The sequence below is a fragment of the Nocardia noduli genome (genome assembly GCF_019038455.1).
GTDB lineage: Bacteria > Actinomycetota > Actinomycetes > Mycobacteriales > Mycobacteriaceae > Nocardia > Nocardia noduli.
Genome location: NZ_JAFMPL010000107.1, coordinates 1 through 15,830, shown reverse-complemented (window position 1 = coordinate 15,830; position 15,830 = coordinate 1). Strand labels below are relative to the sequence as shown.

Here is a 15,830-nt window from a genome sequence, read left to right as displayed (position 1 = left end):
CCGGGAATACGACGCAAGCGGGCGCCGCGGACAGGCGTCGACAGTCGGAGCTGTCGTATCACCGAGTTGAGGAGCGGGAGATTTTCCACGCGCAACACCACATTCTTCGTTCGGACCAGCGGCGATCGGCGTCGCGCCGGAGACATCGAATGACCACGAAGGCCCAGAGAAGGAGTCTTAAGCGACTGATTAATTCAATCGGGTGATTAAGTAGTACGTGACGCTATTCACCCCTGTCAAGCACCTTGCGCAAGCCCGGTCGCCCGGATCTCGGCGTTCACCCCGGCAGCTGGACGTCCCACGGGCAACGGTGCGGGTTACCGTCTATACGAGCAACCACGACCTACGTGATCGCCACGCGACAGGCTTCGTGCCTCACTATCCGGGAGGTCACCGTCATGAAGCCCGCCCGTGGCTCCGATGAGGACTCGCCGACGCGCACCGCGCTCCTCGACGCCGCCGAACTGATCATGCGAGAAGAGGGCTACGCCGCAGTCAGCACCCGACGGCTCGCGGCGCGAGCGGAAACGAATTCCGCCCTCTACCACTACTACTTCGGCAATATGGACAATCTGTTCATCGAACTCTTCCGTCGCGGGGCCGAACGCAGCTACCACCGCCAACTCGAAGCGCTGACCTCACCCCAACCACTGTGGTCGCTGTGGGAAGCCATCCACGACCAATCCCACACCGCGATGACCATGGAATTCGTCGCCCTCGCCAACCACCGCAAAGCCATCCGCACCGAGATCGCCGACTCCTCGCGACGCTTCCGAACCCTCCAACTCGACGCCGTGACCAAGATTCTCGCCGACTACGGCAAACCCGCCGAAACCTACACCCCCGGCGCGCTGGTCCTGCTGATGTCCAGCGTCTCGCGCTTCCTTCGCATGGAAGAAGCCTTCGCCGTCGACACCGCCCACGACGAGGCGATCGAACTCATCGAGTCATTTCTGCGTGAGGTCGAAGGCGAGCGTCGCCGGCTCGCAGTGCAGTAGTGACGTCAACCGCGGGTCGCCGATCGACGAGGAGGAGGAGGAGGAGGAGGGCAACTTCGAATCGAGGCCGAAGCAGCAGATCGAATTGTCGACCTCTCATTTTCCTTGCTGGTATGGAACGATCTCCGGAACAGTCACGCCCTCCGGCAGGACGAGTTGACCGTCCTTGTTGATATAGCCGGATCCGTACCGAGGCAATGGCAAAGCGGGATCGGGGCACGGTTTGTCCGTCCCGGCGCCGCAGATGCCGCCGTTGAAGTACGAACGCTCCTGGATATCCTCCGGCCAAGGGTCGGCATGCATGCCGAACCACTGGGCGGGAAGGTTGTAGAACACGAAGAAGATCGCGCTGACCGCGGCGAAGATCGCCAGGAAGCGGGTGGCTTGCTGCTTGACGACACCACCTCGGACCCGATCGAGCCCCCGCTCGACAACTGTGCGTCCACGATCGTCGGTGAAGTAATACAAGCAGCACAGACCCGCCTGGACACCTCCCCACATCAGACCTTCGTAGACCGGCCATTGGTAGTAGTGGCCCGCATTGATCGACACGGACTGAATTGAACCGGGGAAGGTGTACAGGCCTATCGGCATCAGCACCAGGCCCTCCATGACGAAATCGAAGACGAAAGCCCAGACCGCTACCACTCCGATCAACCGGAGGTTGCTGATCGTCGGCCACTTCGCTTTGACTCGGCGCATGACCCAGGCTCCGAAGATCGTGCACAGCAGAACTCCGTAGGCATATCCCGGCGCGTTCATCAGCAGCGGTTCGGCCACCTGATGGCCCGGTTCCTCGGGCGAGACCCAGCCCGGAATGTGCGAGGACCAGGAGCCGCGGTTGAACATCCAGGTGTTGTAGGTGCACCACGTGTTGAAATAGTTGAGCAGTGGGTCCTGGAAGAACATCAGGCCGGTTGCCACGAGAAACATGCCGTCGAGGGTGATGCGCCGTTCCCGGCGCCAGGGCCTGACGATGAACCACCAGATGCCCAGCGGCAGGCCGATCACTATGCCGATCGTATAGACGGTGAGGATCGTCTTCATCAGCGTGGGAAGTTCGGTCGGCCCTGCGGGGACCCGTTCGAAATACGGTCCGGTGACCCACCGAATCCACACATACACCTGAAGAATCAGAAGCGCCGCACCGACCGCCGCCCAGATTCGAACGGGCGTGACCGAGGCCTGAGGGACGTTACCGAGCGAGGCCGTTTCTCCGATCGGCTCGGTGACCGTCGAGGTCTTCTTCCTGTCCCGGGGGCCGCTCACCGCAAGCTCCCCTGTCCGATCACGAAGCCCTGTCGCTCGCGGACTCCCCCTGGGACGAGAAACGGATCTGCCACGACCGCGACGGCGTCTGGGTCGTGGCACACATCTGTCGTTGTCGGTGCCGTCATCGGTCACCCTCCTTCAGTAGCCAATCGTCCGTAAAGATACCATCGAGTATCCGAATGACTATGAAGTCTTCAAGAATCTGTTCAAGTGATTCCAGGTGGGTCGGCTGCGATCGAGACCGACCGGCTATCCCCTATGCAATCCACGAAAGACGCAGTGCGCCAACACGTCCAGGGTCGTGGTCACCGATCGATATGGAGCATCTACCACGGCGTCCACGACCTCTGGATGCTCTCGTCCGCAAAGGTCGCCCGCGCACCGAACATCACCGCTTGCGGGCGTCGACACCGCCCGATTCCGCACTCGAGGACCTACGCCGCACGAAGCTGCGATCCGTAGACGCGCGCCCGACGATCACACCCGTTATCAGGGCAATTTGATTGCCGACATGTACATTTCGAGGGCTGGTCGGTAAAGGTCGACGTCGTCGAGTTGGGTACCCAGCACGACGGAGTCGGTCGTGTGGACGAGGATGCGCGCGAACGTCAACGGGGGGATCAGCAGGGTCGCACCGATTCGGTCGAGACCCTCGATGATGAATCGCGCCAGCGCTTCGACGACCTCTTCGCGTTTCGCCGCGACCCGCTCCCGCGCCTCCGGGTTACGCAGCAGATACAGGGTGAATTCCAACCCCAGCGCGGCATGGTCGGCACCTCGGTCGGCACTGAGTTGGCGCCACAGCATGGCGACTTGGTCGAGTTCGTGCGCTTCTACCTTCGATGCCGCCGAGAGCACTTCGGTGAACGTGTCGAAGTAGCGCTGCCAGTACCAGTCGTTCACCGCCAGGAAGAGTTCTTCCTTGGTCGGGAAGTGCTTGTAGATAGCACCTTTGGTGTAGCCCGCGGCATATGCGATGTCATCGAGGGTCGCCGCGGTGAAGCCCTTCTCGGCGAATACCTCCTGTGCCGCGTCCAGCAGCAGTCCACGAGTGCGCTCGAGTCGTCGCTCCCTGGTCCAACGCTCAGCCATGCAGCGAGTATGCCACGAATCCAAGAAACCCTTCCAATACCTAGATTCTTATTGGTATATTTTCTCCCGCACAGCTACTGAAGGAGGGCGAGCGATGGCTGCCCGAGCAACAACAGACCAGTGCCGCGACACCCACGTTGTCGCAGTCACCACCGATCCACCTCCGAGTCCCCACCGGATCAGAGTGCGTCGGACTACAACGACTCAGCGGGAGGGAACGCGATGAGCGGACCGTGGGAGCGGAAGAAGACCTCGACCATCACCGAGCCACTCGGCGAGGCAGCTTCACTGGGCGCCAAGGTTCAGTCCACGAGCAAGCCGGTCAAGGTCTGGGCGATCATCGGAGCGCTGATCCTCGCGTTCCAGGTCTACATATGGGTCCGCTGGGCAATCGGACCGCACTTCGAACGGGTTCCCACCGGCCCCAGTGATCCGCCGACGTGGATGAAAACGATCCTCATCGTGTGGACGACCGTGATCTTGATCGGTTGGCCGGTCGGGGTCTACTACTTCATCATCCGGCCGTGGCGGCGCGAGCGGCGCATCACTCTGGACGGCATGCTGCTCGTGGCCTGCGGACTGCTGTTCTTCCAGGATCCGCTCCTGAACTACTTCAACACGTGGAGCACCTACAACACGTGGATGTTCAACCGCGGCTCCTGGGTCGCCGAGATCCCGGGCTGGCGATCGTATTCCGAACCCGGCGCGATGATGGCCGAACCGTTGCTCATGAATGCCGCCGGATACTCCTACGGAGTGCTGCTGTGCACCATTCTCGGCTGTTGGATCATGCGCCAGGCCAAGAAGAAGTGGCCGAATATCAGCAATATGGGGCTGATCGGGGTGCTCATCGTCTGGACATTCTTCTTCGACCTCGTCATCGAGGGCATGTTCCTCATGCCCATGGGATTGTTCACCTATCCCGGCGCCATCCAGTCGCTGTCGATCAATGCCGGCACCTATTACCAGTGGCCCATCTATGAAGGGCTCATGTGGGGAGGCGTACAGGCAGGTCTGTGCTCGTTGCGCTACTTCACCGACGATCGCGGCCGCACCTTCGTCGAACGCGGACTCGAGAAGATCCAAGGCGGTTTCGCCAAGCAGCAAGCCACACGGTTTCTGGCGATCTTCGCGGCATGCAGCATGTTCTTCTTCGTCTGCTACAACCTGCCCGCGCAGTGGTTCGCGATGAACGCCGATCCCTGGCCCGAGGACATCCAGAAGCGTTCCTACTTCGACATGGGCATCTGCGGCGAAGGCACCGACCGGCTCTGCCCTCATCCGGTCCTGCCGATCCCCGGCAAGGACACCGGCTACATCGATCCGGAAGGCCGACTCGTCCTGCCCGAGGGCGAGAAACTACCGGAAATCGTCCCCTTCGAGCGAGGAAATTGAGATGTCGATCAGTCAAGCCGATGAGGTACTCGCCGAACTGGAAGCGCCGTTCTACCGAGCGGTCGGTGACGAGGTGGAAGTCTTCCAGGCGGCGGCTCGACGTGGTTCGCCTGTTCTGCTCAAAGGCCCGACCGGGTGCGGCAAAACCCGTTTCGTGGAAACGATGGCCCATGGACTCGGCCGTGAACTGATCACCGCCGCGGGCCACGAAGATATGACCTCGGCGGATCTGGTCGGCCGGTTCCTGCTCAAAGGAGGGGAAACAGTCTGGGCGGACGGGCCGTTGACCCGGGCCGTGCGCGAGGGCGCCATCTTCTATCTCGACGAGGTGGTCGAGGCTCGCCAGGACACGACCGTGGTGATCCATCCGCTCGCCGACCACCGCCGTGAGCTACCGATCGACAGACTCGGTACGACATTGCGCGCGGCGCCGGGCTTCCAGCTGGTGATCTCCTACAACCCCGGCTACCAGAGCGTCTTGAAGAGCCTCAAGGAGTCGACCCGTCAGCGTTTCGTCGCCATCGAACTGGACTTCCCCCCTGTCGATATCGAGACCGAAGTGGTCACCTACGAAGCCGGCATCCCACCCGAGACCGCGAGTGCCTTGGTAAAGGTCGGTCGCGCTATTCGCAATCTCGACGGGTCGCCGCTGCGGGAAGTGGCCTCCACGCGGCTGCTGATCCTCGCCGGCGGCCTGGTCGCGGAAGGACTGAGTCTGCGTAGTGCCGTCCAGTCGGCCGTCGTCCAGGCTCTCTCCGACGATCCGGACGTGGTGCGCGCGCTCGGTGAACTCGTCGACGCGATCCTGCCACGAGCATGAGCGCTTCCGATCCGAACAGTCCCGAGCGGTTTCGACTGATCGGCACCTTCCTCGCAGGCCGATCCGTCGGCATCGTGGAGGCGCCGGGGGACCGAGCAGCCCATACCGACGGCCAGGTGATCTTCGTCTCGGCGGGCCGCCCGCTCGCCGAGCAGCGCCGCGAGATGTTGGTCCAGACCGCACTACTCGGCGCGGGGAGTCTGGACCAGCACTTGGTGAAGACCTTTCGGGCACGTCCGGCGACAGCGCGTAGGTATCTGGCGCTGGAAGGTCGGCGAGTGCTCGCCGACCTGGCCGGACGGATTCCCCTCGCGGCCACGGTCGACCTCGACGAACCACCGAGCACCTCCAGTGCCGAACAGTCACTGGCTGTGGCAGTCGGTCGTGGTCATGTCACCGATCCACCCGAGTGGTTCGGTGTCATCAAAGCCTCCCGACTGCTGGGACCCACCAACGCGCCAGGAGGGCGGGCCACCACCAAAGAGCTGCGCTTGGAATTCGATCCCATCGACCTACCCGAGTCCGAAGACGAAGACGAAGACGGCGGAGATGGGGAGCAGCCAGGGGGCAGCAAGATCCTCAAACTGTTCGAGAACCCGCTGTTCAACTCCAAGGCACTGTCGGACCAACTGCGCAAGCTGTTCGGCAACTCCCGCTCTCCGGGCGATGGCGCCGCAGGTGCGGAGATGCAGGTCCGCTCTGTACGCCGAGTGCAGCGGGGAGGACCGAATGCCCAACCTCTTCCCACCCGTATCCAATTCACCGACGACGGCAAACCCGGCACCGCGCTCGGAGTGGGCGGCGCCTTGCATCCGGAATGGGATGTACACAACAACCGCTACCGGCCTGACTGGTGCCGAGTCATCGACTTCCCGCTGACGGTCGCCGCCGACATCTCCGCCGCGGGTATTCCGCCCGACGACGTACTGCGGCGGCGCCTGTCCCGCATCGGACTGGGCCCCAAGGCGTTGCGCCGTCGTCCCGACGGTGACGAGCTCGATATCGAGGCGCTCATCGATCTGGTCGTCGATCTGCGTTCGGGATACTCGCCACCGGAGAACATCTACCTGGAACATCGAAAACTCGAACGTAATCTCGGCGTCCTCGTGCTGCTCGACGCGTCGGGATCGGCTACCGACACCGATACCGAAGGTTTGGCGGTCCACGACCATCAGCGACGCGCGGCAGCCACCCTCGCGCTGACCCTCGAGGAACTCGGTGACCGTGTCGCGGTCTACGCGTTCCGGTCCCAGGGTCGGCACGCTGTCCATCTGCCCGCGATCAAAACGTTCGATCAACGTTTCGGCGCCCTCGGGCGCGCCCGGCTCAATCAGCTGCAACCCTCGAACTACACGCGCTTGGGCGCCGGTATCCGTGGGGCGGGAGAAATTCTCAAAAACGAAGCAGGAACACAGAACCGGCTCCTGGTCGTCCTCTCCGACGGCCATCCCTACGATGACGGATACGAAGGCCGCTACGCCGAAGCCGACGCCCACAAAGCCCTCGAAGAACTCCGTGCCGACGGTGTGGCCTGCCTGTGTCTTTCCATCGGCGCGACAACCACTACCGACGCACTCGCACGCGTCTTCGGCTCCGCCAGCCATGCCAGCGCAACCACCCTGTCCGAACTGAGTCCTCGAATGGACGAATTGTTCCTCTCGTCCTTACGAGAACTGGCTGCACCCACACCGCGGTAGCGAAGGACAGGTACGCGCCGCGGATCCACCCGGCCGCACGCGCGTCGAGGGACCGATCTGCCGCGCGCACGCCGTCGACACCGATCACATCGATACCGAACAAGGGAGGCTCATAGTGAGACACGATGAGACCCCGACTATCCACCCGGCCACGCCCACCGCGGTCGCTGAGATCAAGGACTGGTCGAAGGATTACGCACGGCGCCACCCGATCGCGTCGCTGCAGACCGTCGGACGGCAGGTCGCACTCGGCCGACAGGCTTTCCGCTATCTCGTCACCGATATCGCAGGGCGTCGTTTTCCCTTCGACGAGTTCGTCACTCAAGCGGTCTTCATGGTCAAGACGTCGCTGCTACCGACGGTGGCGGTGGCGGTGCCGATCAGCGCGACACTCTCGATCCAGTTCGGCCTGCTGGCCGGGCAGGTCGGCGCCACCGCATTGGCCGGGGCGGCGAGCGGACTGGCGGTGATTCGTCAATCCGCGCCGCTCGTCACCGCCATTCTGCTCGCGGCGGCAGTGGGTTCGGCGTTGTGCGCCGATCTCGGTTCCCGAAAGATCCGCGACGAGATCGACGCCATGGAAGTCATGGGGGTCTCCGTGCTGCGCAGGCTCGTGGTGCCGCGGCTGGCCGCGGGAATCGTTATCGCCATGGCGCTCACCAGTGTCAGTTGCTTTGTCGGATTCCTCGCCGGTTATCTGTTCAACGTCTATGTCCAAGGCGGGACGCCGGGCAGTTACATGGCGACCTTCTCTTCTTTCGCGACCGCGGGTGACCTCTACCTCGCCATGGCCAAGGCCGCGGTATTCGGTGTGATCGTGGTCGTGATCGCGTGCGAGAAGGGCCTGAACACGCGAGGTGGGCCAGGTGGTGTCGCGAATTCGGTCAACGCCGCCGTCGTGGCGTCCATCGTCGTGCTGATGGTGGTCAATCTCGGCTTCACCCAGATCTACACCATGCTGTTCCCGAGGACGACCTTGTAATGGCCACCACCTATCGCCCGCCTGGAGCTCGGGCCGTGATCGCCGTGGCGCGCCCGCCCTGGTACGGCATCATCCGGCTCGGGCACATGTTCACCTTCTTCGTGCGCGCCGTGGCCGCGATCCCAGTCGCCCTGCGGAACTACAGAAAGGAAACGTTGCGAATCCTGTCCGATGTGACCTGGGGCAACGGCTCGCTCATCGTCGGCGGCGGGACGGCGGGGGTGATGATCATCCTGGGAGCCGCGGCCGGAGGCATCGTCGGTATCGAGGGTTTCAACGCGTTGAAGCTGCTCGGCATGCAGCCTGCCACCGGAATGATCGCCGCTACGGCCGCGACTCGCGAGCTGGCGCCGATCATGGCCTCGATCGCGTTCGCGGCGCAGGCGGGATGTCGGTTCACCGCACAGTTGGGTGCGATGCGGATCTCCGAGGAGATCGACGCCCTGGATTCCATCGCGATCCGCCCGGTTCCCTTCCTGGTGTCAACGCGGTTGATCGCCTCCGTCGTGGCGGTGATTCCGCTGTTCCTGGCCGGACTGGCCGCGGACTATCTCGCGGTGAAACTGTTCGTCGGATTCGTCGGCGGTCAATCGTTCGGCACCTACGACCACTATTTCGACCTGGTGCTCAGTGGCACCGACATCGTCTACTCACTACTGAAAGCGATCGTCTTCGTCGTCGTCACCACCACGATCCAGTGCTACTACGGCTACTACGCGCGCGGAGGGCCGCAGGGGGTCGGCATCGCGGCCGGTCGCGCGATGCGCGCGAGCATCACCGTCATGATCTCGGTGAACCTGCTGATGACATTGGCGCTGTGGGGTTTCGACGCCGGTTCGAGGATAAGCGGGTGACGCGATGTCGATAGTGTTCGAATCCGACGACAGGAACCTGACCAACGCGGGCCTGTTCGTGCGCGGCCTGGCCGTCCTGGCCGTGCTCGCCGCCACCGCCACGGCGATGATCGCCCGATCCGAAGGGGCGTTCGCCGATACCGTCGAGGTCACGGCGATGCTGGTCGATGTCGGCGACGGACTTCCCACGAGGTCCGACGTCAAATACCGCGGTGTCCTGGTCGGCAGCGTGCAGGAGGTGATTCCGGCCGCCGGTGGCGGACCCAATACGGTGCGCATCGACCTGCTGCCCGACCACGTCGCCGGGATTCCCTCGACCGTGACCGCACGGGTGGTCCCGAGCAACGTATTCGCTGTTCCCTCGGTACAACTCATCGACAACGGTCCCGGTGCCGCGTTGTCCGACGGCGCGTCGATCCCGGAGGATCACAGCCGCGCCAGTGTGCAGTTGCAAACCTCCCTGACCGCGTTGAGTCAGATCGTCGCCGCTGTCGGACGCCCGGACTCGGACCCCACCGTCGGAATCTTCGAAACCCTCGAGCGAGCGACCCGCGGCCGCGGCCAGGATGCGCTGACCGCCGCGGCCCAGCTCGAGCGAATCGTGCGCGCCTACAACGCGCAGGCGACCACCGACGACGAATACTCCTTGCTCACCGGCCTGTCGGAAGCGGTGCACGGGTTGCAACAATCCGCCCCGGACCTGCTGGCCGCGCTGCACGACGCGGTCGGACCCATGCGCAGCGTGGCCGAGCAGCGACTTCGCTTGGCGCAGTTACTGACCGGTGCCAACGCGACCACCGCCACCGTCGGCGCAGCGATGACCAATCGCACCGACACCCTCATCGACCTCAACAGCAGGATGGGACCGGTCCTACAGATACTCGCCGCGGGAAGCCCCAACTTCGTTCAGATGACCACCTCACAGACCCGCGTCGCGCGGGTGTTCGCCCACGATTTCTGGAACGCCGACAATCAGAGCGGCACCGCCAAGGTCATCGTCGAGCTCACCCCGCACAAGCAGTACACCAGCACCGACTGCCCCCGCTACGGCGAGCTGACCGGAGCGAGTTGCGAGAACGGTCCGGCCGCGGGCCCGCCCGTCATCGGCGCTCTCGACGGTCCTGTCAGCACAGCCGAGCAACGACAGCGTCTCGCCGAGCGCCTCGGGCTGCCACCCGAATCCATCGGTCTCGCAGAGCTTTTCGGCCTCACGGGCCAGGCCCCTGCCGCGCCCGGTACCGCCGGTGCGCCTCATACAGACCCGACGAGCTCTCCAGTGCCGACGGCGGGAGAACCCCGATGAAACGAAGCCGTGAGCTCGTCGGCCTGACCGCCTTCCTGCTCGTCGCCGCCCTGCTCACGTGGATGGTCCACGTGACGCTGCAACGAGATGTCACCGGCGACACCCACACCTACTCCGCGATTTTCACCGACGTCTCCGGACTACGCGTCGGCGACGACGTACGGGTCGCCGGAGTGCAGGTAGGCCGCGTCGACGACATCGAGGTCCACGGACCGCAGGCCGAGGTCACCTTCCGGTTGCGCCGGGACCAGACCGTGTACGGCAACACACTCGCTTCGGTCACCTACCAGAATCTGATCGGACAGCGCTACCTCGGACTGAGCCTGTCCGACGTCGGGGATCCGGCTCCGCTGCCACCGGACGCGCAGATCCCCGTGGAACACACGCAACCCTCGTTCGATCTTTCCGGGCTGCTCAACGGATTCCAGCCGTTGTTCAGCACTCTCGATCCGGACGACGTCGACAACCTGACCTCCGCGCTGATCCGCGCACTACAGGGCGACGACGGCGCGGTCGCCGCCCTGATCACCCAGACCGCCACGCTGGCGCAATCCTTCGCCGGACCCGACCAGATCCTCGGCACGCTCATCGACAACCTCTCGGTCGTCATGAGCACGCTGGCCGGACAGAGCGCCGGGATGCAGACGACGATCACCCAGACCCGCAAGATCTTCGACGGACTCGAAACTCGCCGCGACACCCTGATCGAGCAGACCAGCCGAATCGCCACCGTCCTGTCGGACGCCGCCACCGTCGTCGACGGTGCCGGCCCCGCACTGAGTGAGTTCGTCCGCCGCGAACCCGGCTTCGCACACCACTTCGTCGACGGCCGAGACCGTTTCGCCTACCTCGGCTTCAACCTCCCTCTGCTGCTGGAATCCATGGTCCGGGCCACCGACAGCGGCGCCTACGTCAACGCCTACGTCTGCGATATCGGATTCGGCATCGTCCCGGGAATCGACCCGGTGATCTCCCGGATCCTCGCAGGCTCCTCCCCCACCGGCCGTCCCCAGAACTCCGCGATCTGCAGGTAGAACGATGATGAAACAACTGCGTGCCCTCACCCGCGGGCGATCGCGGGCAGGCCGAGACCGCGTCGACACGACCGACACCGACAAGTCGCTGCGCCTCGGGATCACCGCCGTCGGCGCAGCGGTACTGATGCTGGTCGCGATGGTCGGAATCAACTCGCTGCACCTGGGTTCACGCACCTGCCGAGCCGATTTCGCGCAGGCCGCCGGACTCGGCGCGGGCGACGCGGTGACCTGGGCCGGTATCCCCGTGGGCACGGTGACCAGCACCCGACTGGCCGGTGACCACGTCGAGGTCACCATGACGATCGACAACGACGACGTCACACTGGGCGCGGACACCGCAGCCGCGATCAAACTGACCACACTGCTCGGCTCCCGCTACGTCGAACTGCGCTCCAGCGGCACCGGAGAACTGCCTGACAATCGGATCCAGTTGTCCCACACCACCGTTCCCTACGACCTCGAAACCGCGCTACAAGACGCCACCACCACCTTCGACCAACTCGACGCAGACCAGATCGCCCAATCGATGGCCTCGCTCTCACGCGGGCTGGACGGCGTACCGTCGCTGATCCCCGGCATCCTGCGCGATGTCCGATCCCTCTCGACCGTCATCGCGCAGCGCCGCGACCAGATCGGCGCGCTGCTCACCAGCACCGCCCAGGTCAGCACCGTCATCGGTGACCAGCAAGCCGATCTGGCCGCGGTGATCGGCCAGGGCAGCACCGTCCTACAGCAGATCAATGCCCGTCAGGACGCGCTGCGTCGACTACTCGAGGCGACCACTTCCCTGGTGCGGCGCCTGGAACCGATCGTGGTCGGCGAACACGCCGAAATCGAACAACTACTGACCGATTTGCACGACATGACCGCGATGATCGCCGGCCACGACGATCTGCTGCGCAACATTCTGCAGATCCTCCCGGTTCCCTGGCGGCTGTTCGCCAATGCCACCGGCACGGGTGCCGAATTGAACGCCAATGCCCCCGATGGAGCCTTCGTCGACTCGTGGATGTGCGCGTTGAGTGCCACCGCCGTCGCGGCAGGCCGCGCCCCCTACCTCCAGGACTGTCGATGAGCGTCACCCTGTCCACTCTCAAACTGGCCGTGCTCGCGCTGAGCGCGGCGTGTCTGGCCGGATGCTCGTCGGGTCCCGGCGCCGACACCACCACGATCACCGCCCGATTCGCCAACGCCAACGGCCTCTACGAAGGCAACTCGGTCTCGGCCCTCGGGATGCGCGTCGGTCGGATCGTCCGCATCGATGCCCGCGGCACCGACGTCGAGGTCGAGATGGACATCGACAACGGAATCCGGCTACCCGCCGACGTGCAGGCGGTCACGGTCTCGGACTCGATACTCACCGACCGCCATATCGAACTCACCCCGATCTACCGGGGCGGTCCCCCCCTGCCCGACGGCGCGACACTTGATACCACCCGCACGAAAACCCCGGTCGAGTTCGACGCCCTGCTCTCGATGACACAGAAGCTGTCCACCTCCCTGTCCGGTGACGGCAACGGCTCGGGTCCGATCGCCGACCTGATGAACCTGGGCGCGGCGGCCACCAGCGGCAACGGCAACGACATGCGAGCCGCGCTCGGCGAACTCTCCCGCGCGCTGCAACTCGGCCACGACAACGGCGCCGCCACCAGCGACGCGATCACCACCGTCGTCACCAACCTCGACTCCCTGACCGCGGCCGCTGCACGCAACGACCAGACGCTACGCCAATTCGGCTCCGCCGTAGCACAACTCAGCGACTTCCTGGCCGAACAGCAATTCGGAACAGGCGAGACCGGTGCCGCGCTCAACCGGATCATCACGCAGGTCACCGACCTACTCCAACGCCACCGGGGCACCATCGCCGGCCTCACCGGCAACGCCGACACCCTGGCGACCTCCCTGGCCGACTACGACTACAACCTGGCCGACTTCCTGGACGTATTCCCCCTGGTCACCGATAACGCCTACAACGCCATCGACCACAACGTCGGCGCACTACGCGCCGCGGTCGACATCAACAGACTTCTGCTCGACGGCCAGATGGTCAAGGAGATCTGTAATCTGTTGCAGCTCAACAGTCTCGGCTGCGACACCGGCACCATGCGGGACATGGGACCGGACTTCGGCATCACCGCCATCCTGACGGGACTCGCGGAAAAGAACAGCCGATGACACGACCGACACGTGCGATCTTCTTCATCTCGACCGCCGCCACGCTGGCACTGTCCGCCACCGGATGCGCCGCCGGACTCGACCGACTGCCGCTGCCCGCCCCCGGACTCGGCGGCGACACCTACACCCTGACAGCGACATTCGACAACGCTCTCAACCTACCGACCAAAGCGAAAGTCAAACTCAACGGCGCCGATATCGGACAGGTCGACTCCATGTCCGCTCGCGAGTACACCGCCGTCGTGACGATGCGCATCAACTCCACCGTGCGCCTGCCCGAAGGCACGTCGGCCGAACTGCGATCGGCCACGCCGATGGGCGATGTGTTCGTCGCCATGAAACCGCCCCCGGCCGCCGAGACCGGTACCGCGATGCTCGGCGAGGGCAGCGCGATTCCACTGGAGTCGACCTCGGCCGCGAGCACCATCGAGGAAATGCTCACTCGCGCATCGCTTCTGGTCAGCGGCGGCACCATCGACTACCTCACCGACGTCATCGCCGCGCTCGGCGAGCACGTCGGGGGCCGCGGCGAACGGCTCGCCGCGCTACTCGACCAGACCCGGACCCTGTTGGGCACCCTCTCGGCCCGCTCCACACAGATCGGCGACGTCCTGCGTTCCGCGGCCGACCTCAGCGCGACCGTCGCCACCCAACGCACCACCCTCACCGACGCCGTCGCCGCGGCCGGACCTGCCATGGAAGTGCTCGCCGAGAACACCGACTCGTTGCTCACCCTCGTGGACCGCATCGACGTGATCACCGCCCAGCTGGCCCGGTTCCCCAGCATCCAGGGCACCAACAACACCAGCATGGCAGCCAATATCAATCAACTGGCCGCCGGCCTCAACGCCGCGGCGAACAATCCCGAAGCCGACCTCGACGAACTGAACACCATGCTGGGAATCGTGATCAAGATGATCAGCGGCCCCAACGGCCACGTCGACGTCGACGTCACCCAGGTCGCCGTCGGCGCCGTCCCCGACCCCGGATTTCCCGGAACCCCCGGCGGCAGGCTCCCCGATGTCACGGACTGGACCGCTTTCGTGGGCTCACTCCAGCACATGCTCGATCGACTGGGTAACCGGCTGGAAGGCAAGCCACGATGACCACGACAATCCACCGAAGCCCCTGGGAGACACCCGCTCGCCTGCTCCTGGATGTCGTCGGCCGCGCCCACCGCCATCGAGTCGCCGTGTCGCTGCTGGGGCTGCTCGCGATTCTCGGCAGTGCGAGTGGCTATCTGCTGCTGGGCACTCTCGGTATCGATCCGCTCGACGACCCGTATCGGGTGCACGTGGAACTGGAGCGATCCGGCGGGCTACTCCCGGGGCAGGATGTCACCCTGCGCGGAGTCCGCGTCGGACGCGTCGAGACCGTCGAAGTCGCCGGTGACAAAGTCGTCGCCGTCGCCGCCATCGACGAACACGTCCGCATCCCCGCCTCCGGTCAGGTCCGCGCCGCCGCCCTGTCCGCGGCCGGCGAGCAGTACCTGGACTTCCTCCCCACCACGAACGACGGCCCCTACCTCACCGATGACGCTGTCATCACCTCCGACCGCACCACCACCCCGGTCCCGCTCTCGGACATGCTCGAAAGCCTCAGTGCCACACTCGCACAGATCGATCCGGCGCGGCTCGCGGCGATCTCCCGGGAACTCGGTGTCGGTCAGGCCGGCCCCGACAAACTGGCGACGATCATCGACGGCGGCACGTTCCTCATCTCGACACTGGATGCGACCCTCCCGCAAACGGTGAATCTGCTCCACAACAGCAGAGTCGTCCTGGCCACCCTGAACGACGGCCGACACGCCCTCCGGTCCACCTCGGCCGACCTGTCGGCCACACTCGGCGGGGTGTCCTCGATGACCGGCGGCTTCGAACAACTCGTCACACAGACACCGCCGATGCTGTCCACGCTCGACGTCCTGCTCGCCGAGAACTCACCGACCATGGTCCAACTGCTCGGCAATCTCGTCACCGTCTCCCAGGTCGCCTACTCCCGGATCCCGGCACTGAACGAGTTCTTCTTCCCCCAACAGCGCAACGGCTCGGCACTCGACGCGGTGACCTCGGCATTCCACGACGGCGGTGTCTGGGCCCTGGCCAGTATCTACCCCCGCTACGCCTGCGACTACAACCTGCCACGACGTGCCGGATCGGTGCCCGACTACGCCCCGCCCTACTTGCACGCGGACTGCACCGACCC

General features: G+C 64.7%; 14 protein-coding genes. 12 read left to right on the top strand and 2 right to left on the bottom strand.

The window, feature by feature from the left end:
* Window positions 1-398: 398 nt before the first annotated feature.
* The gene (locus JZ792_RS34390) at window positions 399-998 is read left to right on the top strand and encodes a TetR/AcrR family transcriptional regulator (RefSeq protein ID WP_216917073.1); all 600 of its coding nucleotides are present in this window, start codon (window positions 399-401) and stop codon (window positions 996-998) included.
* 96 nt (window positions 999-1,094) lie between these two features.
* Here the strand turns inward: JZ792_RS34390 and JZ792_RS34385 are convergent, their stop codons facing one another.
* Window positions 1,095-2,219 (bottom strand): spirocyclase AveC family protein, encoded by a 1,125-nt coding sequence (locus tag JZ792_RS34385; RefSeq protein WP_308165568.1) that lies wholly within the window; start codon window positions 2,217-2,219, stop codon window positions 1,095-1,097.
* Window positions 2,220-2,759: 540 nt separating this feature from the next.
* Window positions 2,760-3,362 carry a TetR/AcrR family transcriptional regulator gene (locus JZ792_RS34380; RefSeq protein ID WP_216917072.1) on the bottom strand — a complete coding sequence of 201 codons (603 nt, stop codon included), beginning with the start codon at window positions 3,360-3,362 and terminating at the stop codon, window positions 2,760-2,762.
* Between the two features lie 222 nt (window positions 3,363-3,584).
* On the opposite strand from JZ792_RS34380, the gene JZ792_RS34375 reads away from it, so the two are divergent.
* From JZ792_RS34375 to JZ792_RS34325, 11 genes are all read left to right on the top strand, one after another.
* On the top strand, window positions 3,585-4,757 hold the full coding sequence (locus JZ792_RS34375; protein ID WP_216917071.1) for a spirocyclase AveC family protein: 1,173 nt from the start codon (window positions 3,585-3,587) through the stop codon (window positions 4,755-4,757).
* A gap of 1 nt (window position 4,758) precedes the next feature.
* Window positions 4,759-5,577 (top strand): CbbQ/NirQ/NorQ/GpvN family protein, encoded by an 819-nt coding sequence (locus JZ792_RS34370; protein ID WP_216917070.1) that lies wholly within the window; start codon window positions 4,759-4,761, stop codon window positions 5,575-5,577.
* Window positions 5,574-7,274: a nitric oxide reductase activation protein NorD gene (locus JZ792_RS34365; RefSeq protein ID WP_216917069.1), complete on the top strand. Its 1,701-nt coding sequence runs from the start codon at window positions 5,574-5,576 to the stop codon at window positions 7,272-7,274. The genes JZ792_RS34370 and JZ792_RS34365 overlap by 4 nt, the downstream gene beginning before the upstream one ends.
* Before the next feature lie 115 nt (window positions 7,275-7,389).
* The gene (locus JZ792_RS34360; RefSeq protein WP_216917068.1) at window positions 7,390-8,256 is read left to right on the top strand and encodes an MlaE family ABC transporter permease; all 867 of its coding nucleotides are present in this window, start codon (window positions 7,390-7,392) and stop codon (window positions 8,254-8,256) included.
* Window positions 8,256-9,110, top strand: a complete 855-nt coding sequence (locus JZ792_RS34355; RefSeq protein ID WP_216917067.1) for an ABC transporter permease — start codon at window positions 8,256-8,258, stop codon at window positions 9,108-9,110. Before JZ792_RS34360 ends, JZ792_RS34355 begins: the two co-directional genes overlap by 1 nt.
* Before the next feature lie 4 nt (window positions 9,111-9,114).
* A complete protein-coding gene (locus JZ792_RS34350; RefSeq protein ID WP_216917066.1) occupies window positions 9,115-10,413 on the top strand; it encodes an MlaD family protein in 1,299 nt (432 codons plus the stop codon).
* Window positions 10,410-11,447, top strand: coding sequence for an MCE family protein (locus tag JZ792_RS34345; protein WP_216917065.1), 1,038 nt, complete (start codon window positions 10,410-10,412; stop codon window positions 11,445-11,447). Before JZ792_RS34350 ends, JZ792_RS34345 begins: the two co-directional genes overlap by 4 nt.
* Before the next feature lie 7 nt (window positions 11,448-11,454).
* Window positions 11,455-12,525 carry an MCE family protein gene (locus JZ792_RS34340; protein ID WP_216917064.1) on the top strand — a complete coding sequence of 357 codons (1,071 nt, stop codon included), beginning with the start codon at window positions 11,455-11,457 and terminating at the stop codon, window positions 12,523-12,525.
* Window positions 12,522-13,625, top strand: a complete 1,104-nt coding sequence (locus JZ792_RS34335) for an MCE family protein (RefSeq protein ID WP_216917063.1) — start codon at window positions 12,522-12,524, stop codon at window positions 13,623-13,625. Before JZ792_RS34340 ends, JZ792_RS34335 begins: the two co-directional genes overlap by 4 nt.
* Window positions 13,622-14,731, top strand: a complete 1,110-nt coding sequence (locus JZ792_RS34330) for an MlaD family protein (RefSeq protein WP_216917062.1) — start codon at window positions 13,622-13,624, stop codon at window positions 14,729-14,731. Before JZ792_RS34335 ends, JZ792_RS34330 begins: the two co-directional genes overlap by 4 nt.
* Window positions 14,728-15,830: MlaD family protein (locus JZ792_RS34325; protein WP_216917061.1), on the top strand; the 1,103-nt coding region annotated here is incomplete at its 3' end. The genes JZ792_RS34330 and JZ792_RS34325, both read left to right, overlap by 4 nt.

Coding starts and splice junctions, on each gene's coding strand:
- JZ792_RS34390 (WP_216917073.1), top strand. CDS start 399: ATGAAGCCCGCCCGTGGCTCCGATGAGGACTCGCCGACGCGCACCGCG.
- JZ792_RS34380 (WP_216917072.1), bottom strand. CDS start 3,362: ATGGCTGAGCGTTGGACCAGGGAGCGACGACTCGAGCGCACTCGTGGA.
- JZ792_RS34375 (WP_216917071.1), top strand. CDS start 3,585: ATGAGCGGACCGTGGGAGCGGAAGAAGACCTCGACCATCACCGAGCCA.
- JZ792_RS34370 (WP_216917070.1), top strand. CDS start 4,759: ATGTCGATCAGTCAAGCCGATGAGGTACTCGCCGAACTGGAAGCGCCG.
- JZ792_RS34365 (WP_216917069.1), top strand. CDS start 5,574: ATGAGCGCTTCCGATCCGAACAGTCCCGAGCGGTTTCGACTGATCGGC.
- JZ792_RS34355 (WP_216917067.1), top strand. CDS start 8,256: ATGGCCACCACCTATCGCCCGCCTGGAGCTCGGGCCGTGATCGCCGTG.
- JZ792_RS34350 (WP_216917066.1), top strand. CDS start 9,115: ATGTCGATAGTGTTCGAATCCGACGACAGGAACCTGACCAACGCGGGC.
- JZ792_RS34345 (WP_216917065.1), top strand. CDS start 10,410: ATGAAACGAAGCCGTGAGCTCGTCGGCCTGACCGCCTTCCTGCTCGTC.
- JZ792_RS34340 (WP_216917064.1), top strand. CDS start 11,455: ATGAAACAACTGCGTGCCCTCACCCGCGGGCGATCGCGGGCAGGCCGA.
- JZ792_RS34335 (WP_216917063.1), top strand. CDS start 12,522: ATGAGCGTCACCCTGTCCACTCTCAAACTGGCCGTGCTCGCGCTGAGC.
- JZ792_RS34330 (WP_216917062.1), top strand. CDS start 13,622: ATGACACGACCGACACGTGCGATCTTCTTCATCTCGACCGCCGCCACG.